General features: G+C 67.5%; 15 protein-coding genes and 3 pseudogenes. 9 read left to right on the top strand and 9 right to left on the bottom strand.

Annotated features, from left to right (window positions below; all coding sequences use genetic code 11):
* Window positions 1–157: 157 nt before the first annotated feature.
* Window positions 158–1,408: an alkaline phosphatase family protein gene (locus tag ACZK2V_RS06710; RefSeq protein ID WP_486323039.1), complete on the top strand. Its 1,251-nt coding sequence runs from the start codon at window positions 158–160 to the stop codon at window positions 1,406–1,408.
* Between the two features lie 110 nt (window positions 1,409–1,518).
* Here ACZK2V_RS06710 and ACZK2V_RS06705 read toward each other — a convergent pair whose 3' ends face one another.
* Together ACZK2V_RS06705 and ACZK2V_RS06700 are read right to left on the bottom strand one after the other, a co-directional pair.
* On the bottom strand, window positions 1,519–1,698 hold the full coding sequence (locus ACZK2V_RS06705; RefSeq protein WP_004150462.1) for a 30S ribosomal protein THX: 180 nt from the start codon (window positions 1,696–1,698) through the stop codon (window positions 1,519–1,521).
* A gap of 110 nt (window positions 1,699–1,808) precedes the next feature.
* The gene (locus ACZK2V_RS06700) at window positions 1,809–2,222 is read right to left on the bottom strand and encodes a MerC domain-containing protein (protein ID WP_008264835.1); all 414 of its coding nucleotides are present in this window, start codon (window positions 2,220–2,222) and stop codon (window positions 1,809–1,811) included.
* A 135-nt stretch (window positions 2,223–2,357) separates the two neighbouring features.
* Between ACZK2V_RS06700 and ACZK2V_RS06695 the strand changes: the two genes are divergently transcribed.
* From ACZK2V_RS06695 to ACZK2V_RS06675, 5 genes and pseudogenes are all read left to right on the top strand, one after another.
* Window positions 2,358–4,562, top strand: a complete 2,205-nt coding sequence (locus tag ACZK2V_RS06695) for a TonB-dependent receptor (RefSeq protein WP_486323038.1) — start codon at window positions 2,358–2,360, stop codon at window positions 4,560–4,562.
* Window positions 4,563–4,791: 229 nt separating this feature from the next.
* On the top strand, window positions 4,792–5,358 hold the full coding sequence (locus ACZK2V_RS06690) for a TetR/AcrR family transcriptional regulator (RefSeq protein ID WP_010483118.1): 567 nt from the start codon (window positions 4,792–4,794) through the stop codon (window positions 5,356–5,358).
* Window positions 5,358–7,030 (top strand): annotated as a pseudogene (locus ACZK2V_RS06685) (MFS transporter). The gene ACZK2V_RS06690 and the pseudogene ACZK2V_RS06685 overlap by 1 nt, the downstream one beginning before the upstream one ends.
* Before the next feature lie 71 nt (window positions 7,031–7,101).
* Window positions 7,102–8,193 (top strand): HlyD family secretion protein, encoded by a 1,092-nt coding sequence (locus ACZK2V_RS06680; protein WP_486323037.1) that lies wholly within the window; start codon window positions 7,102–7,104, stop codon window positions 8,191–8,193.
* A gap of 75 nt (window positions 8,194–8,268) precedes the next feature.
* On the top strand, window positions 8,269–8,922 hold the full coding sequence (locus ACZK2V_RS06675) for a hypothetical protein (protein ID WP_486323036.1): 654 nt from the start codon (window positions 8,269–8,271) through the stop codon (window positions 8,920–8,922).
* Window positions 8,923–8,954: 32 nt separating this feature from the next.
* Here the strand turns inward: ACZK2V_RS06675 and ACZK2V_RS06670 are convergent.
* The 7 genes and pseudogenes from ACZK2V_RS06670 to creB all read right to left on the bottom strand — a co-directional run bounded on the left by ACZK2V_RS06670 (window position 8,955) and on the right by creB (window position 16,763).
* A pseudogene (locus ACZK2V_RS06670) lies at window positions 8,955–9,444 on the bottom strand (transcriptional repressor).
* A gap of 34 nt (window positions 9,445–9,478) precedes the next feature.
* Window positions 9,479–10,882, bottom strand: a complete 1,404-nt coding sequence (gltX, locus tag ACZK2V_RS06665; RefSeq protein ID WP_486323035.1) for a glutamate--tRNA ligase — start codon at window positions 10,880–10,882, stop codon at window positions 9,479–9,481.
* A 153-nt stretch (window positions 10,883–11,035) separates the two neighbouring features.
* Window positions 11,036–12,613: a M20/M25/M40 family metallo-hydrolase gene (locus ACZK2V_RS06660; RefSeq protein ID WP_486323034.1), complete on the bottom strand. Its 1,578-nt coding sequence runs from the start codon at window positions 12,611–12,613 to the stop codon at window positions 11,036–11,038.
* A 138-nt stretch (window positions 12,614–12,751) separates the two neighbouring features.
* The gene (locus ACZK2V_RS06655; protein WP_049399601.1) at window positions 12,752–13,162 is read right to left on the bottom strand and encodes a hypothetical protein; all 411 of its coding nucleotides are present in this window, start codon (window positions 13,160–13,162) and stop codon (window positions 12,752–12,754) included.
* A 10-nt stretch (window positions 13,163–13,172) separates the two neighbouring features.
* A complete protein-coding gene (creD, locus tag ACZK2V_RS06650) occupies window positions 13,173–14,492 on the bottom strand; it encodes a cell envelope integrity protein CreD (protein ID WP_049424550.1) in 1,320 nt (439 codons plus the stop codon).
* Between the two features lie 81 nt (window positions 14,493–14,573).
* Window positions 14,574–16,034, bottom strand: a complete 1,461-nt coding sequence (creC, locus tag ACZK2V_RS06645) for a two-component system sensor histidine kinase CreC (protein WP_486323033.1) — start codon at window positions 16,032–16,034, stop codon at window positions 14,574–14,576.
* 3 nt (window positions 16,035–16,037) lie between these two features.
* Window positions 16,038–16,763, bottom strand: coding sequence for a two-component system response regulator CreB (creB, locus tag ACZK2V_RS06640; RefSeq protein WP_080355454.1), 726 nt, complete (start codon window positions 16,761–16,763; stop codon window positions 16,038–16,040).
* A 35-nt stretch (window positions 16,764–16,798) separates the two neighbouring features.
* On the opposite strand from creB, the gene ACZK2V_RS06635 reads away from it, so the two are divergent.
* The 3 genes and pseudogenes from ACZK2V_RS06635 to mfd all read left to right on the top strand — a co-directional run bounded on the left by ACZK2V_RS06635 (window position 16,799) and on the right by mfd (window position 21,908).
* Entirely contained in the window at window positions 16,799–17,656 is an 858-nt protein-coding gene (locus ACZK2V_RS06635) for a 23S rRNA (adenine(2030)-N(6))-methyltransferase RlmJ (RefSeq protein WP_024958156.1), read from the top strand.
* Between the two features lie 95 nt (window positions 17,657–17,751).
* Entirely contained in the window at window positions 17,752–18,297 is a 546-nt protein-coding gene (locus ACZK2V_RS06630; RefSeq protein ID WP_004150340.1) for a GNAT family N-acetyltransferase, read from the top strand.
* 148 nt (window positions 18,298–18,445) lie between these two features.
* A pseudogene (gene mfd / locus ACZK2V_RS06625) lies at window positions 18,446–21,908 on the top strand (transcription-repair coupling factor).
* Window positions 21,909–21,932: the final 24 nt, after the last annotated feature.

The raw sequence follows: 21,932 nt of genomic DNA, 5'->3' as shown, positions 1-21,932 counted from the left end.
TGGATGGAAGCATCGGGAACATGTCTGGAGAAAAACCCCCTTCTTGTTGAAGGGGGCGCGCCGACAGGCGCGGGGATAAGGAAAAATGCGCGGACACGCTGCGCCCTTCGGCGCAGCGTGTCTTGGGGTGGTCATTGCACCGGCTTATCATGGGCGGATGACTTCCGTACGCCTGACCTGCGCGCTGGCGCTGCTGCTGCCATTGGCCGCCTGCACCACCGCGCCCGCCCCTTCCGCCTCCGCTCCCACCGCTGTCGCTGCGGCTGCGCCGCCGAAGCTGCTGCTGATCTCCATCGACGGCCTGCGCGCCGATGCGCTGGACCGCGGCCTGACCCCGAACCTTCAGCGCCTGATCGACGGCGGCGTGCGTGCACGCTGGATGACCCCGTCCTATCCGTCGCTGACCTTCCCCAACCACTACACCATCGTCACCGGCCTGCGCCCGGACCACCACGGCATCGTCAACAACAGCATGGACGATGAAGCCCTAGGGCGGTTCGAGCTGAGCAACCGTGAGGCGGTCACCACCAGCGGCTGGTGGGGCGGCGAACCGATCTGGGTCGGCGCCGAGAACGCCGGGGTGCGTTCGGCCACCACCTCGTGGCCGGGCAGTGAATCGGAAATCCGCGGTGTGCGCCCAAGCCAATGGCGCGTGTACGACGGCAAGGAACCGCTGGAACAACGCGCGGGCACCGTGCTGGACTGGCTTGCACAGACCGATGCCGACGCCCCCCGCCTGACCACGCTGTACATGGAGCACGTGGACAAGGCCGGCCACAACTACGGCCCCGAATCGAAGCAGTACGCCGACGCCATCGTGCGCGCCGACCAGATCATCGGCCAGGTGCTCGATGGACTGCAGCAGCGCGGCCTGGCCGCGACCACCAACGTGATCGTGGTCTCCGACCATGGCATGGCCAGCGTCCCGGTCGGCCAGGTGATCTCCACCGAATCAATGGCCGCCCCGGCCATCGCTCGCAACGTCAGCCAGGGCCAGTCGGTGGGTTTTGCGCCGTTGGCCGGTCACGAAGCCGCAGCCGAGCGCGCCCTGCTCGGTCGTCACGCGCACTACGAGTGCTGGAAGAAAGAGAACCTGCCGTCGCGCCTGCACTACGGCACCCACCCGCGCATTCCCGCCATTGTCTGCATGATGGATGAAGGCTGGGATGCCCTGCACCAGGAGAAGATCGCCAAGCGAGACCATCAGGATCGTGGCTCGCATGGCTACGACAATGCCCTGCCCTCCATGCGCGCGGTATTCGTGGCCAGCGGCCCGTCGTTCCGCCAGGGCCTGGTGATCGATGGCTTCGACAATGTCGACGTCTACCCGCTGCTGGCGCACCTGCTGCAGGTGCCGGCCGCACCGAACGACGGCAATCCGGAAACGCTGAAGAAAACCCTGCGCTGATCGTACGTCTTCCGCCGGGCATGGCCCGGCGAACGCAGCAAGCGGAACGACGAGCACAAAAAAACGCGGCGCCAGGCGCCGCGTTTTTCGTTGAACCGGTCCAGGCCGGATCAGGCCTTGGCGACGGCCTTCTTCGCCACAGCCTTCTTCGCCGGAGCCTTGGCCACGGTCTTCTTGGCAACCGGAGCAGCGGCGCCTACGGCGACCTTGCTCGCGGTGTGCGAACGGGCGTTGCCGTAGCTGGCGTTGTAGCGCTTGCCCTTGGCGGTCTTGCGGTCACCCTTACCCATGTCTTCAACTCCTCAAATGTGAAATCTGGTTACCCCGTACTGACACGGGTTCGGCGGGGCCGCCTTGCTGGGCGCCCCCGCGCACGATCGAAAATCCTATCACGGAGCGCCTAGTGCGCGCAGCTGGCGTCGTGCACGTGACCGTGGTTGAGGCGCAGGTTGACCAGATGGGCGACCCCCACCAGCAGGCCGCCGATGGTCATCACCACCGCGTGTGGCACCGCATTGTGGTGCAGCGGGTCGTACAGCACGCCGGCCCACAACGCGACCAGGCCGGGAATCAGGAAGCCCAGCGCACGCAGCGCACCATGCCGGCGGTAGCCCCAGACCAGGCTGAACAATCCGAGCAGGGTGACGAACACCACCAGCGCCTGTTCCACCCCATCGCTCAGCCAGAACGACAGGCCCAGCGACGGCGCCGCGGCCAGCAGCACGGGGATCACCGCGCAGTGCACCGCGCACAGCATCGAACCAGTGGCGCCGAAACGGTCGAGCAGGTGGCGCAGGCGTGAGGACAGGGACATGACTTCCAGCAGGGTCGGCGAATCGTTATGGAATAATATAACATCCCTCCCCGACCCGCACGGTTTCCCTCCCCCTGTCCCGCTGACGGGATTCGTGCGCCCAGCGATTGATACAGTGTAACAAAGGACCCACCGATGCCCGCCCGTACCCCGCGGTTGAAGCCGCATTCCCTCGCCCTGGCCCTGACCGCCCTGCTTCCGACCGCTGCCTTCGCCGCCAGCGAAGACGATTCCCATCGTGACCGCCACCTGACTGAACTGTCGTCGGTGCAGGTCACCGCGTCGCCGCTGCAGGGCGATGTCGAATCGCTGGCGCGCCCGGTGGACGTGCTGGCCGGTGAGCGCCTGGACGAGCAGAAGGCCGGCACCCTCGGCGATACCGTGGCCAAACTGCCCGGCGTGCAGAGCACCTTCTTCGGCCCTGGCGTCGGCCGCCCGATCATCCGCGGCCAGGAAGGCCCGCGCGTGGCCGTGCTGTCCAATGGCATGGGCAACATGGATGCCTCCACCGTCAGTGCCGACCATGCCACCAGCATCGAGCCGTTCCTGGCCGACCAGATCGAAGTACTGAAGGGCCCGGCCACGCTGCTGTTCGGCAGCGGCGCCATCGGTGGCGCGGTCAATGTGGTGGATGGCCGCATCGCCCGCGAGCTGCCGGAGCGCCCGCTCAGCGGCCGCGCCGAGCTGCGCGGCAATTCGGTGAACAACGAGCGCAGCGGCATGTTCCGCCTCGATGGCGTCAGCGGCAATGTCGTGCTGCACGTGGATGGACTGGTCCGCAACGGCGACGACTACCGCATTCCCGGCTATGCAGTGATCGACAGCCTTGAAGACCATCACGATCACGACCATGAGCACGCGGGCGAGGAAGGCGAAGAGCCGCGCCGCGGCCGCCTCGACAACAGCTCGATCCGCACCCGCGCCGGCGGCGTCGGCGCAACGTGGCTGGGCGACGGCGGCTACTTCGGCGTATCGGCCAGCACCTATCGCACCAACTACGGCATTCCCAATGGCGCGCACGTGCATGCCGATGGCGATGATCATGGCCATGACCACGGCCACGACCATGGCGATGAAGAGGAAGGCGGCGACGAGCATGACGTGCGCATCGACATGGTGCAGAACCGCTTCGAGACCAAGGCCGGCATCTACAACCCGGTCTCGTTCCTGAAGAACATCAATGCACGCGTGGCCTACACCGACTACGAGCACGTGGAGCTGGAAGCCGGCACGCCGTCCACCCGCTTCACCAACCGTGGCATCGAGGCGCGCCTGGAAGCAGTGCAGCAGCAGATCGGTGGCTGGGACGGCGCGTTCGGCCTGCAGTTCGGCAACAGTGATTTCGGTGCCAAGGGCGAAGAGGCGTTCGTTCCGGATACCGGCACCAAGAACATCGGACTGTTCGTACTGCAGGAAAAGCAGTTCGGCCCGTTCAAGCTGGAACTGGGCGGCCGCCACGACCAGGTCAAGCTGGACCCGACCGGTGACTATCGCCGCCGCACCTTCGGCGCCACCAACCTGTCTGCGGCCGGCATCTGGAAGCTCAACGACACCGTCGACCTGCGCATCGGCGTGGACAGCTCCGAGCGTGCACCGACCAACGAAGAGCTGTATGCCGCCGGCGCGCACATCGCCACCCGCTCGCTGGAAATCGGCGACGCCAACCTGAAGACCGAGCGCGGCCAGCGCATCGAGCTCGGCATCCACACCCACAGCGAACGCCTGGACTTCTCCGCGTCGGTCTACCAGACCAGGTTCAAGGACTTCATCTACCTGGCCGACACCGGCGTTACCGAGGGCCTGCCGGTTCGCGCCTGGACGCAGCAGGATGCGGTGTTCCGCGGTGCCGAAGCCGAAGCGCTGGTGCACCTGTTCGAAGGCGGCGCCGGTGACTGGGACCTGCGCGTGTTCGGCGACTACGTGAAGGCCAAGCTGGATGGCAACGGCAGCCGCAACCTCGACATCGCCGTGCCGCATGGCGACCACAACCACAACTACAGCGTGGAGCTGGCCAACACCGGCTACCTGCCGCGCATCGCCCCGGCCCGCGTCGGCGCCGACCTGCGCTGGTCGAAGGACGGCTGGCGCGCCTCGGTCGGTGCGGTCCGCTACAGCCGCCAGAAGGATGTCGCCCAGAACGAAGCGCCGAGCGACGGCTACACCCTGGTCGACGCGCATCTGGCCTACCGCTGGGATCGCAACGCGAGCAACAGCTACGAGGTGTTCCTGGATGGCAGCAACCTGACCAACCGCGAAGTGCGTCCGCATACCTCGCTGCTGCGTGATTACTCGCCGCTGCCGGGCCGTGGTGTCGCATTCGGCATCCGCGCGTTCTTCTGATCGCGTAGTGGAGTCGGATCCCATTCCAGAGGAATGGGTTCTGACCCCAGCCTCAGCCCACGCATGGCGTGGATCCAATGCAAGCAGATCCGATGGGGGCCTTCTGGCCCCCATCTCTTTGTGCAGCATCCATCACGCATTCGTCACAAAGATGTGCGTACCACAACAAGCGGACAATCCCGTCACTCAAAGTCTCGCCAATCGGACACTTTTGTCCGAAAATAATTCCATGACTGCCCAACGTGCCGATGCTGCTGCCCGCCGTGCCCTCATCCTTGACGCCGCCGATCATGTGTTCGGCCAACACGGTGTCACCGCCCCGCTGGACCTGGTGGTCGAACGCGCCCAGGTGGGCCGCGCCACCCTGTACCGCAACTTCCCCGACCGCACCGCGCTGATCCAGGCACTGCTGCAACGCACGGTTGATCGCATCCGCCGCCAGGTCGAGCAGCTCGGCGACCGCGACGATGCCCTGTTCGAAGTGTTCGAGGGTATGGCCCAGCGCATCATCGATTCGCCGGCACTGGCCGATTACTGGCGTGCAGTCGATTCGGACGTGCCGGCCATGCGCACCGCGCGCGAGACCGTGCGCGATCTGCTGGAAGCACCGATCGCCCGTGCCAAGGCCGCCGGCCTGTGCCGTGCCGACCTGGAGAAGACGGACATTTCACTGATCTCGGGCATGCTGGGCGCGGCCCTGCGCGGCAAGACCCGCGACGAGCGCGCCCACCTGGCCGGGCGTGCCCTGCAGCTGCTGCGCGGGGGTCTCCAGGGAGCAACCAGCGAGGCCCGCTGATGGTCCAGCCGTATCTGAAGCCGGTTCCGGATTGGGAGGAGCACGAGAAGCCGACCATGCCCGGTTCGGCGTCGATGCCCTGGCACCCCCCTATCGACGCGTGGCCTATGCACTGGTGTCGCTGCTGGTGGCGATCACCGGTGGCCTCGGCAATGCGCTGGTCACCGCCAACCTGCCCTTCCTGCAGGGCCAGCTGGCACTGACGCCGACCCAGGGCAGCTGGCTGGTGGCGGCCTATGCAATGGTCAACGTCACGGCCAACCTGCTGGCCTTCAAGTTCCGCCAGCAGTACGGCATCCGCCTGTTCGCCGAGATCGGCCTGGGCCTGTACGCAGCACTGGCGGTGCTGCACCTGTTCGTTGGCAGCTTCGAGACCACGATGCTGACCCGTGCCGCCAGCGGCTTCGCCGGCGCGGCCTGTTCGACACTGGGCACGCTGTACATGCTGCAGGCGCTGCCGCGCCGCTTCACCGGCAACCTGCTGGTGGTTGGTGTCGGCCTCTCGCAGCTGGCGGTGCCGATTGCCTGGATCGTCTCGCCGGGCCTGGTCGATACCGGCCAGTGGCACCAGCTCTACTCGTTTGAAGCCGGGCTGGCCCTGTGCGCTTTCGCGGCAGTGGTGGTGCTGAAGCTGCCGCCCGGCATCCAGGTGAAAGCCTTCGAGCCGCTGGACTTCCTCACCTTCGCCCTGCTCGCACCGGCCGTCGCGCTGCTGGTGATCGTGTTGGCGCAGGGCTACACCCGCTGGTGGCTCAACACACCGTGGCTGGGCTGGGCACTGGTCGCATCGATCGTGCTCTCCACCACTGCCTTCATCATCGAACACTACCGGCGCAATCCGCTGCTGCAGATCCGCTGGCTGTCGAAGCTGCCGGTGCTGCACTTCATCGTCGGCGCGTTCCTGATCCGCTTCCTGACCACCGAGCAGTCCTATGGCGTGGTCAACCTGATGCGCACGCTGGGCATGGGCCCGGACCAGATGCGCCCGCTGTTCGTGGTGATCCTCGCGGGCGTGGTCACCGGCATCGCCGGTGCCTCGCTGACCTTCGGCCCGAAGCGGCTGATCGCGCAGCTGCTGATGGCGATCCTGCTGCTCGGCGCTGCCGCCTTCTTCGATCAGCACCGCACCAGCATGGATCGACCGCACGATTTCTATGTCAGCCAGTTCCTGGCCTCGGTCGGTGCCGGCATGTTCATGGGCCCGTTGATCATGCTCGGCATTTCCGCGGCGCTGAAACAGGGCGTGGACCACATGATCACCTTCCTGGTGACGCTGTCGATCACCCAGACCCTGGGTGGCCTGGCCGGTTCGGCGGTGCTGGGCACCTTCCAGCTGCACCGCGAGCAGCTGTACTCCAGCGCATTGACCAGCCAGCTCGACCCGGCCGACCCGGTGGTGGCGCAGCGCCTGCGCCTCCAGCAGCAGCTGTACAGCGCACAGATCACCGACCCGGTGCTGCGCAGCGCGCAGGGCAGCGCGCAGCTGGCGCAGACCACGCGCCGCGAAGCCAACGTGCGAGGCTTCAATGACGTGTTCACGCTGAGCGGATGGCTGGCGATCGGCTTCCTGTGCTGGTTGCTGCTGCTGTCGCTGCGCACCGCCGTGCTCAAGCAATGGCGCAAGCGCCACCCCACTTCCCCCGCTGCGGTCACGCCGGCCGCGCCCCGCTGAGTCCTCCTCCATGCCTCCCGTCCCGCCCCGACCCGACGACACCGACAACGTGACCCCTCCGCCACCGACCGATGCGGCGCCTGCGCCCACGCCCGCGGCACCGGCTGCCGCGCCGAAGTACCTCAAGCCCAGCGCGCAGCGTGGTGGTGATGGTGGTGGTGGCCTTGCTGGGCATCGCGTTGATCCTGCGTGCCTGGCACCTGTGGCCGTTCACCAGCAGCGTGATGGTGACCGACAACGCTTATGTACGCGGACAGATCACGGTGATGGCGCCACAGGTGAACGGTTACGTGACCGAAGTTCTGGTGAAGGACTTCCAGCACGTGACGGAGGGCGAGCCGCTGCTGCGCATCGATGACCGCATCTACACGCAGCGTGTCGCCCAGGCGCAGGCGACCCTGGACAGCGCACGCGCGGCACTGGCCAACTCGGACCAGTCGCAGGCGCAGAACCGTGCGCAGATCGCCTCCGCGCACGCCACATTGTCGGCCGGCCAGGCGGAACTGCAACGCTCGCGCAACGAGCTGAAGCGCTACGAGGAACTGGCCTCGCAGCAACTGGTGTCGGTCAACGACCGCGACAAGTTCCGCACCACCCAGGCCTCGGCACAGGCCAGCGTGCAGCAGTCGCAGGCGCAGATCCGCATCGCCGAGGAAACGCTGGTGTCGACCCAGGTGGCGCGCAAGAGCCTGGAGGCCCAGGTGGAAAGTGCACAGGCACAACTGGAACTGGCGCGCATCGACCTGGCCAACACGGTGATCCACGCACCGCGCGACGGCCAGATCAGCGAAGCCAGCGTGCGCGTGGGCCAGTACGTCGCCGCCGGTTCGCAGCTGCTGTTCCTGGTGCCTGACACGCTATGGGTGGTGGCCAACTACAAGGAAGGCCAGACCTGGGGCATGGCGATCGGTCAGCCGGCCACGTTCTCGGTGGACGCGTTCCAGGGCCAGGTGCTGCGCGGCCGCGTGCAGGAGATCGCACCCGCCACAGGTTCGGAGTTCAGCGTGCTGCGCCCGGACAACGCCAGCGGCAACTTCACCAAGGTGGTGCAGCGGCTGCCGGTGCGGATATCGATCAATGAAGGTCAGACGCTGGCCGCGCAGCTGCGGCCCGGCATGTCGGTGATCGTGCGGGTGGATACCCGGTCCAAGCCGATGGACTAGGGTGCAGGCTGCTGACTGCCTTCACCCCATTGATCCGCTACCGTTGCGGATCTGGATCAGGATCGCTGGAAGACGATGAAATTCACGACACTGGCCAGGCGGGCGGCCAAGGACATGCTGGAAGCGGAAGATCTGATCGCCTTCGTGCAGGAGCACGGCGCCGAAGGTGGCGAGGAGATTGAGCGGCTGCGGATACTGCACGGTTGGCCGGATGATGGCCTGCTGGGCGATGGTAGCCGGGTCGTACCGTTCGGCGGCTGGGCCAAGGCCTGCACCGTCTGGGGACGCCAGGGCATTGAGGGCCTGCGCGATATGCTGGGCGACCCCCAGCTGGCAGTGTTCGCGCTCGGCACACTGGCCGATGTGAGTGGCCCCGCCGCCGTTGCCATCCTGCTGGACTTTGCCGAACGCGCTGACTGGTCGCGTGCGGGCACACCGCGTGATCTGCCCTGCCAGGCGCTTTACTGCCTCAATACCGCGCTTTCGGGGAAGACCAGCGTTGAGGTTACACCCGGCATGCAGGCGTCGATGCTGCGTATCGCCAAGCTCATCTGGGACGCCAGGGAGCCCAATGTGCATTTCCTGGCACAGGCACTGTATTTCGTGCGCCGTGCCGACCCGGTACCAGCGCTCGCCTGGGTCGAGCAGTTGCGGGTGGACGACCCTGTGCTGGTCGACGCACAGCGCAGCGTCCTGACGCGTCTGAAAGAGCACGCCGCCCGGGACTGAGCGAGCGGCCCAGTCCGGGTACGCGCCGCGACTCAGCCCGCGCAGCGCGCAGAGGCCGTGCACTTCCAGGGTCTGCGCCTGCGGCTGGAAGCCCAGCTCCTTGGCGCGCTTCTCCAGCTGGGTGACGATCTCGCGGTCTTCCAGCTCCACCGCGCTGTGGCAGCTGTTGCAGATCAGGAACGGCACCGAGTGCGCGGCACTGCTGGGATGGTGGCAGGCCACGAAGGCATTGACCGATTCCAGCTTGTGCACGAAGCCATTGGCCATCAGGAAGTCCAGCGCACGGTAAACGGTGGGCGGGGCATCTGCGCCCACGCCCTTGCCGTTGCGCACCCATTCCAGCAGCTCGTAGGCCTTGACCGGCTTGCCGGCCTCGGCGATCAGCTTCAGCACATTGGCGCGGATCGGGGTCAGGCGCAGCCCGCGTTCGCGCGAGACACGCTCGACCACCGCCACGAAATCCGACGCGTCGTGGACGTGGTGGTGCGGGGCGGTGCAGGCAGTGGCGGTCTTGGCGGGCATGCGTGTTCTCCGGTTCGGGCCTGGCAAGGATGCCTCAGGCCGTTGCTACCTTGGTGATGGCCACATCAATGCGTTTCAAGGCCTGCTCGCGGCCGGCCAGGTACACGGTATGGGAAATGTCAGGACTGACCTGGGTGCCGGTGATGGCCACGCGCAGCGGCTGGGCGACCTTGCCCATGCCGATCTCCAGCGCGGCGGCGACGTCGTGCAGGGCCACGCCCACCGATTCGGCGGTCCACTCCGGCAGCGCCGCCAGCAGTTCGCGGGCCTTGCCCAGCGCCACCTCGGCACCGGCCTTGAAGTGCTTGGCCACCGCCGCTTCGTCGTACTCGGTCAGCGGCTGGTACCAGACCATGGCCTTCTCGGCCATTTCCTTCAGGGTCTGCACGCGTTCACGCAGGGCGATCACCACGTCCTCCGGGGCGGGGCCGGCGGCCACGTCCAGGCCCAGCTTCTGCAGCTGGTAGACCAGGTGCGGCACGATCGCGGCCACGTCCTCGGTCTTCAGGAAGTGCTGGTTGACCCAGCCCAGCTTGGCCATGTCCAGGCGCGAGGCCTTGGAGTTGCAGTCCTTCACGTCGAACAGGTCGATCAGCTCCTGGCGGCTGAACAGCTCCTGGTCACCGTGCGACCAGCCCAGGCGGGCCAGGTAGCTCAGCAGCGCGTCCGGCAGGTAGCCGGCGTCCTTGTACTGCATCACGTCGGCCGCGCCGGTGCGCTTGGACAGCTTGGCGCCCTGCTCGTCGAGGATCATCGGCATGTGGCCGAACTTCGGCACCGGCGCGCCGATGCCTTCGTACAGGTTGATCTGGCGCGGGGTGTTGTTGATGTGGTCGTCGCCGCGGATGACCTCGGTGATGCCCATGTCCCAGTCGTCCACCACCACCGCGAAGTTGTAGGTGGGGTAGCCGTCCGGGCGGAAGATGACCATGTCATCCAGCTCGCTGTTGGCGATCTCGATGCGGCCCTTGATCAGGTCGTCGAACACCACCGTGCCTTCCAGCGGGTTCTTGAAGCGGATGACGCGGTTCGGGTCGTCCTTGCGCGGCAGGCCCAGTTCGCGTGCAGCGCCGTTGTAGCGCGGCTTCTCCTGCCTGGCCATGGCGGCCTCGCGCATCGCGTCCAGCTCTTCGCGGGTCTCATAGGCGTAGTACGCCTTGCCGTCGGCCACCAGCTGCTCGGCCACTTCCAGGTAACGGGCGACGCGGTCGGTCTGGTAGATCGGGCCTTCGTCATAGTCCAGGCCCAGCCACTCCATCGCCTCCAGAATCGCGTCGATCGCGTCCTGGGTGCTGCGTTCACGGTCGGTGTCCTCGATGCGCAGCACGAACTCGCCGCCACGGTGGCGGGCCTCCAGCCAGCAGTACAGCGCGGTGCGGGCACCGCCGATGTGCAGGTAACCGGTGGGGCTGGGGGCGAAGCGGGTGCGGCAGGTCATGGACGGCTCGAGGAACGGGAATCCCCCGATTTTACCAGCCCGCCGCCCCCGACGGAAAAAGGGGACGGAGGGGATTAAGTCGCGATTGCCCAGCCGCTGGGCCTGCAACCGGGAAACGGAGGGGAGAAACGACTTAATCCCCTCCGTCCCCTTTTACGGTTCTGCCTTGCGCGGGAAGGACTGCTCGCGCATCGCGGCGTTGTAGGCGAACGAGGCGACGATGGCTGCGGCCTGCTTCAGGTCTTCCGGTTCGGCGTGGTCCCAGGTGTCCAGGTGACTGTGGTGGACATTGGTGAAGTAGTCCAGCCGGTCCTGGATGAACTGGAAGCCCGGCAGGCCGATGCGGTCGAAGCTGATGTGGTCGGTGCTGCCGGTGTTGCGGGTGGCCACGGTGGTGGCGCCGACGTCATGGAACGGCGCCAGCCAGGCTTCGAAGATCGGCATCGCCGCCAGGTTTTCCTGTGCATAGATGCCACGGAAGCGGCCCGAGCCGTTGTCCATGTTGAAGTAGACCTGGAACTTGCCGTAGTCGCGGGTCTTCTGCAGCGCGCCGGTCGGCTCGCGCAGCGAGGCCGGCAGCGCCTTCTGCGCCGGGTCGGTGGGTTCCGGGAAACGGCCGAAGTGCTTGGCCACATAGGCCTGCGAGCCGATCAGGCCCTGCTCCTCGCCGCTCCACAGCGCCACCCGGATGGTGCGCCTGGGCTTGGCGCCGGTGGCCTTGAGGATGCGCATCGCTTCCATCATCACCGCCACGCCGGCCGCGTTGTCGGCCGCACCGGTACCACTGTGCCAGGAATCCAGGTGCGCGCCGATCATCACCACTTCATCGGGCCTGCTGCTGCCGCGGATCTCGGCCAGCGTGTTGTAACCCGGCTGGTCGGCCTCGTCGGTGAAGCGCGCAGCCACATCCACGCGCAGGCGCACGGTCTGCTTGGCCTCCAGCGCGCGCACCAGCGGATTGAAGTGTTCGCTGATCATCGCCAGTTCGGGGATGCCCACCGATTCACCGGCCTTGCGCGAGCCGCCACCGGCAACGCGGATGATGCCGTTGTCCCAGCTGCTGATGCTGATCGAGGCCAGCGCGCCTTCTTCCACGAAGAACGCATTGACCCTGGTCGCCAGCTGCTGGCGTTCCTGGTATTCCTTGACCCGCTTCGCACGCTCGGCGGTGGCGTCCTTGTCCTTGGGCAGGGTGAACTCCTGCAGGCCCTCCAGCGAGGTGGCGTCGTGGCGGTGCGAATCCGCCTCGGTGCCGCGCTTGTACTCGCGCGCCTCGCCCAGCAGCAGGATCTTGCCGCGCAGCTTGCCGCGGTACTTCTCGATGTCCTCGGGCTTCTTGATCTCGACCTGCACCAGTTCGCCTTCAACCGGTCCCTTGGTGCCCGGCGTCCACGCCTTCGGCAGTGCATGCAGCGGCTGTACACGGTCCCCCAGCATCTCCACGCTGGCCGAGGTGAACTCCCAGCCGCGCCCGAAGTCGTCGAAGGCTTCGTCGTGGACGTTGTCCAGCTTCCATTCGTTGAACTTGCCGCGGGTCCACGCATTTGCGCGGCCCATCGCCGGCGAGTTGGTCAGTCGCGGGCCGATGCGTTCGGTGAGGTAGCTGAAGGTGTCCATCACCTGCGAACGGTGGAAGGCCTCCTGGCGGATGCGGCTGACCATGTCCAGGTCCACCGGCTCGCGCTGCTGCGCGCCTGCATTGCCACCCATCGCCAGCGCTGCGGCCAGCATGCCCCACTTCAACACATCGCCCCCCTGCCCTTCGGCTCGATCATCAACCCATTGAGTCTAGCCAGCAGGGGCGCGCCGATACCGTCCCATCGGTCATGGACAGCGACAGTAGATCCAGGCCGTGGATGAACAACCGATTCACCCACTCCATCCCAGCCACAACTGCGCCCGTTCCGGCAGCAGCAGCAACCAGTGCCGCCGGTCGATGCTGCTGCAGCCGTACACCGCCGCATGCGCGGGCCAGTCCTCGGGCAGGCCGCCGATGCCGATCTCGGCCAGCGCCTCCGCCCCGGCCTTCCATGGCCGGTAGCGCGGCACCCGGCCAGCCAGCGCGCCGCGTCCCTGCCGCGCGCCGTGCAGCCAGGCCAGTCCCTGGCCCTGCAATCCCTCGCAGGTCACCGCTGCCAGCTGGAAGCGGACCAGACCGGGGGCGATCCGTGCCCCCGGCAGGGCCGCCAGCACGCCATGTGCCTGCAGCAGTGCATCCACTTCCAGCAGGGCCGGAATGCCCTGCCGTGCCCGTTGCCGCAATCCCTGGCGCCAGCTCATGGCGTACTCCTTACTTCAGGTCCGCGCCGAGCGCGTACCAGTCCACCCGGCGGGTCACCCACATCGCCAGCGCCAGGATCACGAACAGCAGCAGCGAACCCATCAGCAGCGCGTTGTTCTCCGACACCAGCAGGCCATACAGCGCGCCATACAACACGGTCAGCAGCGCAGCGAAGCCGAGGCCGCGCTTCCAGTGGCCCAGCACGTTGGCCAGGTACACCGCCTGCAGGCCGATACAGGCCACCGCCGAAACCAGGTAGGCCTTCCAGAACGCGATGTGCTCGGACAGGCTGATCAGCAGCAGGAAGAAGATCGCCAGCGCCAGGCCCACCATGAGGTACTGCAGCGGGTGGATGCGCAGTGACCTGATCAGCTCGAACAGGATGAAGCCGACGAAGGTGAGCAGCACGAACAGCACGCCGTATTTCGAGGCACGGTCGGCCTGGGTGTAGGCATCGACCGGATCAACCAGCGACACCGTCACCGCCTGCGACTCGACCGCACCATCATTGCGCAGCTGTCGTTGTGCATCGGAGGCCAGCGAAGACACCGCCCAGCGCGCATCGAAGCCCTGTGCGTCGACACGGCGCTCGTTGGGCAGGAACGCACCGCTGAACGACGGATGCGGCCAGCTCGAACGCAGCGCGATGTGGGTGTCATCGCCCACCGGCACCACCGACAGCATGCGGCTGCCATCCAGGCGCAGTTCCAGTTCAACGGTGCTGGCAGCCAGCGTGCCGCCCTGATCCGCAGCGAAACCGGCCACCGGTGCGTGCAGGCCTCGCCCCACCTCGCTGGCCGCACCAACCCCCGGCAGCAGGCGCAGCTGCTTGCCATCCACGCGCAGGTTCGGCGTACCGACCAGGCCACGCACATCGGAAATGCCCACCGCCACATACGGCTGGCCGTAGCTGCGGCCGGCCTTCACCGGATAGTCGTCTGCAGCGAACGTCGCCTTCATCTGGCCGTTCCAGCTGTATACCGGCACCTTGAACAGGCCGACCTCACGCTGGCTCGGCAGCATCTCGCCGCCCACCTCCAGCGACGCCGGCATCTGCAGCCAGTGCCCCTCGGTGACCTGCACCTCGGTCTTCTTGACGCCCAGCGGGTCAACCAGTTCAACCTGCTTGCGTTCCACCCACGGCACCACCCGCACCGGGCCCACCAGCTGCTGTGCACCGGCGCGGCTGTCGGCCACCCGTGAGAAGGCCTCGTCGCGGTACGCGCTACGTTCGTTGATGACCCCGCGGATCATCGTCAGCGGCACCAGCAGCAGCAGGATCAGCCCGCCGACAATGGCGAACCGCAGCAGCATCTTCAGGGATTTCATGGTCCATCCTCGTTGGAGAGGGCTGCAGGATGGACCGCCGCAGTGAGCAGGGTTTGTGGCGAATTTGAAGCGAGTGTGAAGTCAGCGGCGCGGGCGCTGGCCCGGCGCACTCAACGGCAGCCACAGGCTGGCCACGGTGCCGCCGCCCTCGCGGATATCCACGCTGGCACGCCCATCATGCAGGCGCGCGACCTCCTGCACGAAGGGCAGGCCCAGGCCGGAGCTGCGACGCCCGCTGCCGGGCCGCGCCAGCGAATAGAAGCGTTCGAACACCCGCTCACGCGCGTAGTCGGGAATGCCGGCGCCACGGTCGGCCACCTGCAGGCGCACGCCCTGCCCGTCCACCTCGGCCTGCAGCGCGATCTCCGCGCCGGCTGGCGAGAAGGCAATCGCGTTGTCGATCAGGTTGTGCAGTGCCTGCCGCAGCAGGTAGGCGTCGCCTTGCACCCGCAGGTCGGGCACGCTGCCGATGCGGACCTGCACGCCGGCCGCCTGCGCGCGCACCTGCGCGGCCGCCGTCGCATCGGCCAGCAATGCCGGCAGCGCGATCGGGTCACGCGTCTGCAGCCAGCCGTGCTGTTCCACTTCGGCCAGCGCCAGCAGCTTGTCGATGGTCTCGGTCAGCCGCTCCTGCTGGTCGACGATGCTGCGCGCGAAATGCACGCGGTCGGCCTCGGGCAACGGCTCCTGCAGCAGCTCGGCGGCACCGCGGATCGCCGCCAGCGGGCTCTTCATCTCGTGCGTCAGCGACTGCACGTAATGCTCGACGTAGGCCTTGCCTTCGAGCTTCTGGCGCATCGTTTCCAGCGCCTGGCCGAGATCGCCGATCTCGTCGCGGCGGCGCCGTGGTGGTGGCACCGGTTCGCCCGCGCTGACCGCGCGTGCATAGCGGCTGAGCTGGCCGAGGCCCGTGGTCAGCCACATCGTCACCAGCACGCCGACCAGCGCCGACAGCCCGATCAGCCACGCACCCCGCTCGATGATGGCGCGCTGGCTGGCGGCGATGAACGGATCGATGCTGCGGTTGGGCTGGGCCAGGCTGAGCACGCCGATCAGCGTGCGGCCGTCGGCCGGGTCGTACACCGGCGCCGCCACATGCATCACCGTATCGCCCTCTTCGCCGGCAATCTCGGGGCTGGAACGTGCGCCGTACTCACCGCGCAGGGTGCGGTAGACATCGTTCCAGCGCGAGTTGTCGCGGCCGAGATCACGGCCCAGCGAATCGTAGATGACGATGCCCTTGGCGTCGGTGATGGTCACCCGGTAATCCAGCGAGCGCTTGGGGAAACGCCAGACCATCGCCTTCAGGTCGCGCTGCCGCGCCTTGGCCAGGTTGCGGGTGAAGCTGCCGCTGCGGATGGTGCCGTCCTTGACGTCGGCGGCGGCCATCTCGGCCAGCACGTTGGCCGCATCGACCAGGGTCGATTCCATCGCCTGGCGCACACCGGGCTTCACCTCGTTGACGAACACGCGCATCACGAAGAACGCGGCGATGCCGGTGATCAGGAAGAAGCCGAGGAACAGCTTCAGCACCAGGCGCATCGGCTAGACCTCCAGCGCGTAGCCGAGGCCACGGTGGGTACGGATCGGATCGTCGCTGGCACCGGCCGCGCGCAGCTTGGCGCGCAACGTCTTTACATGGGTGTCGACGGTGCGGTCGGCACTGTCGGCACTGCTGTCCCAGCCCCGGTCCATCAGCTGCGCGCGGCTGAGGATGGCACCCGGGCGCTGCAGCAGCGCTTCCAGCAGTGCGTACTCATAGCGGGTCAGGTCCAGCGCATGGCCGCGGAAGCGGATGCGCCGGCCCTCGCGGTCAATGGCGAACGCGCCATGCTCCTGCCAGCCCGCATCGGCGCTGGGCGCTGCGACGACCGGCGCCGCGCGGCGCAGGCGCGCACGCACCCTTGCCACCAGTTCGCGCGGCGAGAACGGCTTGGTCATGTAGTCGTCGGCGCCCAGCTCCAGGCCGAGCACGCGGTCCACTTCGTCGTTGCGCGCGGTCAGGAAGATCACCGGCAGCTGCGCCGCCGGCCCCGGCTGTGCACGCAGCCGCCGGCAGACCTCGAAGCCGCCGAGATCGGGCAGGCCCACGTCCAGCACCAGCACATCGATATCGCCGGCCTGCAGCCGCTGGAGGGCCTCACCGCCCAACAGGCAGTGACTGGCGGCATAGCCCTCGCTGCGCAGCGCATAGAGCACGGTTTCGGCGATGGCGGCTTCGTCCTCGACCACCAGGACATGGGCAACAGGAGCTGTCATGGCGCGCAGCATAGCCGCTGCGGCCGCCGCCCCGTACACTGCCGCCCATGAACTATCGCCACGCCTTCCATGCCGGCAACCACGCCGATGTGCTCAAGCACATCGTGCAGCTGGCCCTGATCGACAGCTTCAAGCGCAAGGACAGCCCGTTCTTCGTGCTCGACACCCACGGCGGCGCCGGCCGCTACCTGCTGGCCAGCGAAGAGAGCCGCAAGACCCTCGAGGCTGAATCCGGGATCATGCGGCTGATGGCCCAGCCCAAGCTGCCGGAGGTGGTCGAGCGCTACCTGAAGGCGGTGCAGGCCGACAATCCGGTCGGCGCGCTGACCAACTACCCCGGCTCGCCGCTGTTGAGCGCGCAGGCGATGCGCGCGCAGGACCGCATGGCGGTCTGTGAGCTGCAGGAAGCCGAAACGGCCACGCTGAAGGCCCTGTTCGCCCATGACAGCCGCGTCGACGTGCGGGCGGGCGATGGCTATGCGCTGCTGCGTTCGCTGCTGCCGCCGAAGTTCAACGGCAGCAAGATCGGCCGTGGCCTGGTGCTGATCGACCCGCCCTACGAAGCCCAGGATGCCGAATACCAGGCGGTCCTGGCCGCCCTGGCCGAGACCCTGGCGCGCTGGCCGCAGGCCACCTGTGCGGTCTGGTTCCCGATCAAGCAGCGCCGCACCATCCTGCATTTCCTGCGCAAGGCCACCGCCCTGCCGGTGAAATCGGCGATGACGATCGAGTTCCTGGTGCGCCCGGACGACTCACCGCTGCGCCTCAACGGCAGCGGCATGCTGCTGCTCAACCCGCCCTGGCAGTTCGACCGGGTGGTCGGCCCGGCCCTGCCGGCGCTGCGCCAGCACCTGGGTGAACCCGGGGCCAGCACCCGCCTGGATTGGCTCAAAGCACCCGAATAACGGCCTTCACGAGGCTGTACCGCCGTGAGCCTTTCGTTCACGGAATGCAGCCCCGGTGATGCCACAATCGATGGACCACCAAGGAATCACCCGGTATGGCCACTCGCAACCGCATGCCGCCCTGGCATGAGATCTTCAAGGCTCCCAGCGGCCACGAGCTGCTGATCCGCCCCATCCGCCCGGAAGATGGCGCACCGCTGCAAGCGGCGTTCAGCCTGTTCGGGCCGGAAGAAATCCGTGATCGTTTCCTGCAGGCGGTGACCGAGCTGTCGCCGGAAACCACCCAGCGCCTGACCCACCCGAATCCCAAGACCGAGATCACCCTGGTCGCTGCCGAATCCCTGCCCGCTGGCGAAGCGGTGGTCGGCGCGGTCGCCCGGGCCTCGATCATCCCCGGCACCCGTGAAGCCGAGTACGCGATCCTGATCAGCCGCTTCCTGATCGGCCAAGGCCTCGGCCGGCAGCTGATGCGCAAGCTGGTGAAGTGGGGCCGCGGCAAGTACCTGGACCGCCTGTACGGCGACGTTGCCGCCGAGAACGAGCCGATGAAGCAGCTGGCCGCCTCGCTGGGCTTCAAGCCGGTGCCGCACCCGACCGGTGCCGAAGGCCTGGTGCGGATGGTGCTGGAGCTGGACAACTGATGGATTCGCCGGGCGTGCCCGGCCATGCCTCCCGGTAGTGCCGGCCGCTGGCCGGCATTGTGTTCCCCCAACGGCACGTGAGGCCGTCGGCCAACGGCCGGCATGACCCACCGGGCTTCGATCGGGCTTCTGCTAAAATCCGGGGTCCATGTCGCGTACCTCATACCCCGCCCCGCCGCTGCCGCGCGCCGGCCAGCTCCGCGCCTGGTGGCGCGCCCCCGCATCGCCGACCGCCCTGGCCTGGTACCTGGCCCAGGCCGCGCGTGCGCACGACGCCCCGCTGCTGGTGATCGCCCGTGACAACCACGGTGCCAACCAGCTCGAAGCCGACCTGCAGACCCTGCTCGGCGGTGACCCGGCCCTGCCGGTGGTGGCCTTCCCGGACTGGGAAACCCTGCCCTACGACCGCTTCAGCCCGCATCCGGACATCATTTCGCAGCGACTGTCCGCCCTGCACCGCCTGCCCACGCTGAAGCGCGGCCTGGTGATCGTGCCGGTGCAGACCCTGCTGCAGCAGCTGGCCCCGCGCAGCTACGTGATCGGTGGCAGCTTCGACCTGAAGGTCGGCCAGCGCCTGGATCTGGAAGCCGAGAAGCGCCGCCTGGAAAGCGCCGGCTACCGCAACGTACCGCAGGTGATGGACCCGGGCGATTTCGCCGTGCGTGGTGGCCTGCTCGACGTGTTCCCGATGGGCGCCGACGAGCCGCTGCGGGTGGAACTGCTGGACGAGGACATTGATTCGATTCGTGCGTTCGACCCGGAAAGCCAGCGCTCGCTGGACAAGGTCGAGTCGGTGCACATGCTGCCCGGCCGCGAAGTGCCGATGGACGATGCCAGCATCGCCCGCGTGCTGGCCACGCTGCGCGAACGCTTCGATGTCGATACCCGGCGCAGCGCGCTGTACCAGGATCTGAAGTCCGGGCTGGCCCCGGCCGGCGTCGAGTACTACCTGCCGCTGTTCTTCGAACGCACCGCGACCCTGTTCGACTACCTGCCCGACGGCAGCCTGCCGGTGGTCTGCGCCGGTGCCGGCGAAGCCGCCGAGGCGTTCTGGGCGCAGACCGGCGAGCGTTACGAGCAGCGCCGCCACGATGTGGAACGGCCGCTGCTGCCGCCATCGGCGCTGTACCTGTCGCCGGAACTACTGCGCGAGCGTCTGAACGATGCCCCGCGCATCGAAGTGTGGTCGGCTGACCACGCGCGCATCGCCGATGCCCATGCGTTGGGCGACCAGCCGCTGCCGCCGCTGCCGGTGGCCGCGCGCGAGGCCCCCGCTGGCGACGCGCTGAAATCCTTCCTCGGCCATTATCCGGGCCGGGTGCTGATCGCCGCCGATTCGCCCGGGCGTCGCGAGGCCCTGCTGGAAGTGCTGCAGGCCGCCGAGCTGAAGCCGCCGGTGGTGGCCGACCTGCCCAGCTTCCTCGCCGACGATGCGCGCTTCGCGATCGCGGTGGCGCCGCTGGAGGATGGCTTCGCACTGGACGATCCGCGCATCGCGGTGCTGACCGAGCGCCAGCTGTTCCCCGAGCGCGCCGGCAGCACCCGCCGCACGCGCCGTGCCGGCCGCGAGCCGGAAGCGATCATCCGCGACCTCGGCGAACTGACCGAGGGTGCGCCGATCGTGCACGAGGACCATGGCGTCGGCCGCTACCGCGGCCTGATCGCGATGGACGTCGGCGGCATGCCCGGCGAGTTCCTGGAAATCGAATACGCCAAGGGCGACCGCCTGTATGTGCCGGTGGCCCAGCTGCACCTGATCAGCCGCTACTCCGGCGCTTCGGCGGAAACCGCGCCGCTGCATTCGCTCGGTGGTGAGCAGTGGAGCAAGGCCAAGCGCAAGGCCGCCGAGAAGGTGCGCGACGTCGCCGCCGAGCTGCTGGAGATCCAGGCCCGCCGCCAGGCGCGTGCCGGCCTGGCACTGCAGGTGGACCGCGCGATGTACGAGCCGTTCGCGGCCGGCTTCCCGTTCGAGGAAACGCCGGACCAGCTGGCCGCGATCGACGCCACCCTGCGCGACCTGGCCAGCAGCCAGCCAATGGACCGCGTGGTCTGCGGCGACGTCGGCTTCGGCAAGACAGAGGTGGCGGTGCGCGCCGCGTTCGCCGCCGCCAGTGCCGGCAAGCAGGTGGCCGTGCTGGTGCCGACCACGCTGCTGGCCGAACAGCACTACCGCAACTTCCGCGACCGCTTCGCCGATTACCCGCTGAAGGTCGAGGTGCTGTCGCGCTTCAAGACCACCAAGGAAATCAAGGCCGAGCTGGAGAAGGTCGCCGCCGGCACCATCGACGTCATCGTCGGTACCCATCGCCTGCTGCAGCCGGACGTGAAGTTCAAGGACCTGGGCATGGTCATCGTCGACGAGGAGCAGCGTTTCGGCGTACGCCAGAAGGAAGCGCTGAAGGCGCTTCGCGCCAACGTGCACCTGCTGACCCTGACCGCCACGCCGATTCCGCGCACGCTCAACATGGCCATGGCCGGCCTGCGCGACCTGTCGATCATCGCAACGCCGCCGCCGAACCGGCTGGCGGTGCAGACCTTCATCACCCAGTGGGACAATGCGCTGCTGCGCGAAGCCTTCCAGCGCGAGCTGGCGCGTGGTGGCCAGCTGTACTTCCTGCACAACGACGTGGAAAGCATCGGCCGCATGCAGCGCGAGCTGTCCGAGCTGGTGCCGGAGGCGCGCATCGGCATCGCCCACGGGCAGATGCCCGAGCGCGAGCTGGAAAAGGTGATGCTTGATTTCCAGAAGCAGCGCTTCAACGTACTGCTGTCGACCACGATCATCGAATCGGGCATCGACATCCCCAACGCCAACACCATCATCATCAACCGCGCCGATCGCTTCGGCCTGGCCCAGCTGCACCAGCTGCGTGGCCGCGTCGGTCGTTCGCACCACCGCGCCTACGCCTACCTGGTGGCGCCCGACCGCCGCTCGATCACCCCGGATGCGGAAAAGCGCCTGGAAGCGATCGCGTCGATGGACGAGCTCGGTGCCGGCTTCACCCTGGCCACGCACGATCTGGAAATCCGCGGTGCCGGTGAACTGCTGGGCGAGGACCAGAGCGGGCAGATGGCCGAGGTCGGCTTCAGCCTCTACACCGAGCTGCTGGAGCGCGCGGTGCGCAGCATCAAGCAGGGCAAACTGCCCGACCTGGATGCCGGCGAGGAAGTGCGCGGTGCCGAGGTCGAGCTGCATGTGCCGGCGCTGATTCCGGAAGACTACCTGCCGGACGTGCACACCCGCCTGACCCTGTACAAGCGCATTTCCAGCGCGCGACAGTGATGCGCTGCGCGAACTGCAGGTGGAGATGATCGACCGCTTCGGCCTGCTGCCGGATGCGGCCAAGCACCTGTTCGCCATCGCCGAGCTGAAGCTGAAGGCCAACACCCTCGGCATCCGCAAGCTGGACCTGGGCGAGAACGGTGGCCGCATCGTGTTCGAGTCCAAGCCGAACATCGACCCGATGGCGGTGATCCAGCTGATCCAGAAACAACCCAATCTCTACGCCATGGAAGGGCCTGACAAGCTGCGCATCAAGCACCCGCTGCCGCTGCCGGAAGACCGCTTCAATGCGGCCCGCGCCCTTCTGACCACCCTCGCCCCGGGTTGATCGCCCCCCCGAACACCCCGCACC

The organism is Stenotrophomonas sp. 93052_Sma (genome assembly GCF_056481145.1).
This window is presented reverse-complemented; position numbering and strand designations above follow the sequence as displayed.

Bases quoted from the DNA above. Each gene is read 5' to 3' on its own strand.
- ACZK2V_RS06635 (WP_024958156.1), top strand. From the start codon at position 16,799: ATGAACTATCGCCACGCCTTCCATGCCGGCAACCACGCCGATGTGCTC.
- ACZK2V_RS06710 (WP_486323039.1), top strand. From the start codon at position 158: ATGACTTCCGTACGCCTGACCTGCGCGCTGGCGCTGCTGCTGCCATTG.
- ACZK2V_RS06675 (WP_486323036.1), top strand. From the start codon at position 8,269: ATGAAATTCACGACACTGGCCAGGCGGGCGGCCAAGGACATGCTGGAA.
- ACZK2V_RS06655 (WP_049399601.1), bottom strand. From the start codon at position 13,162: ATGAGCTGGCGCCAGGGATTGCGGCAACGGGCACGGCAGGGCATTCCG.
- ACZK2V_RS06680 (WP_486323037.1), top strand. From the start codon at position 7,102: ATGCGGCGCCTGCGCCCACGCCCGCGGCACCGGCTGCCGCGCCGAAGT.
- ACZK2V_RS06630 (WP_004150340.1), top strand. From the start codon at position 17,752: ATGGCCACTCGCAACCGCATGCCGCCCTGGCATGAGATCTTCAAGGCT.
- creB (WP_080355454.1), bottom strand. From the start codon at position 16,763: ATGCTGCGCGCCATGACAGCTCCTGTTGCCCATGTCCTGGTGGTCGAG.
- gltX (WP_486323035.1), bottom strand. From the start codon at position 10,882: ATGACCTGCCGCACCCGCTTCGCCCCCAGCCCCACCGGTTACCTGCAC.
- ACZK2V_RS06705 (WP_004150462.1), bottom strand. From the start codon at position 1,698: ATGGGTAAGGGTGACCGCAAGACCGCCAAGGGCAAGCGCTACAACGCC.
- creD (WP_049424550.1), bottom strand. From the start codon at position 14,492: ATGAAATCCCTGAAGATGCTGCTGCGGTTCGCCATTGTCGGCGGGCTG.
- ACZK2V_RS06700 (WP_008264835.1), bottom strand. From the start codon at position 2,222: ATGTCCCTGTCCTCACGCCTGCGCCACCTGCTCGACCGTTTCGGCGCC.
- ACZK2V_RS06695 (WP_486323038.1), top strand. From the start codon at position 2,358: ATGCCCGCCCGTACCCCGCGGTTGAAGCCGCATTCCCTCGCCCTGGCC.
- creC (WP_486323033.1), bottom strand. From the start codon at position 16,034: ATGCGCCTGGTGCTGAAGCTGTTCCTCGGCTTCTTCCTGATCACCGGC.
- ACZK2V_RS06660 (WP_486323034.1), bottom strand. From the start codon at position 12,613: ATGCTGGCCGCAGCGCTGGCGATGGGTGGCAATGCAGGCGCGCAGCAG.
- ACZK2V_RS06690 (WP_010483118.1), top strand. From the start codon at position 4,792: ATGACTGCCCAACGTGCCGATGCTGCTGCCCGCCGTGCCCTCATCCTT.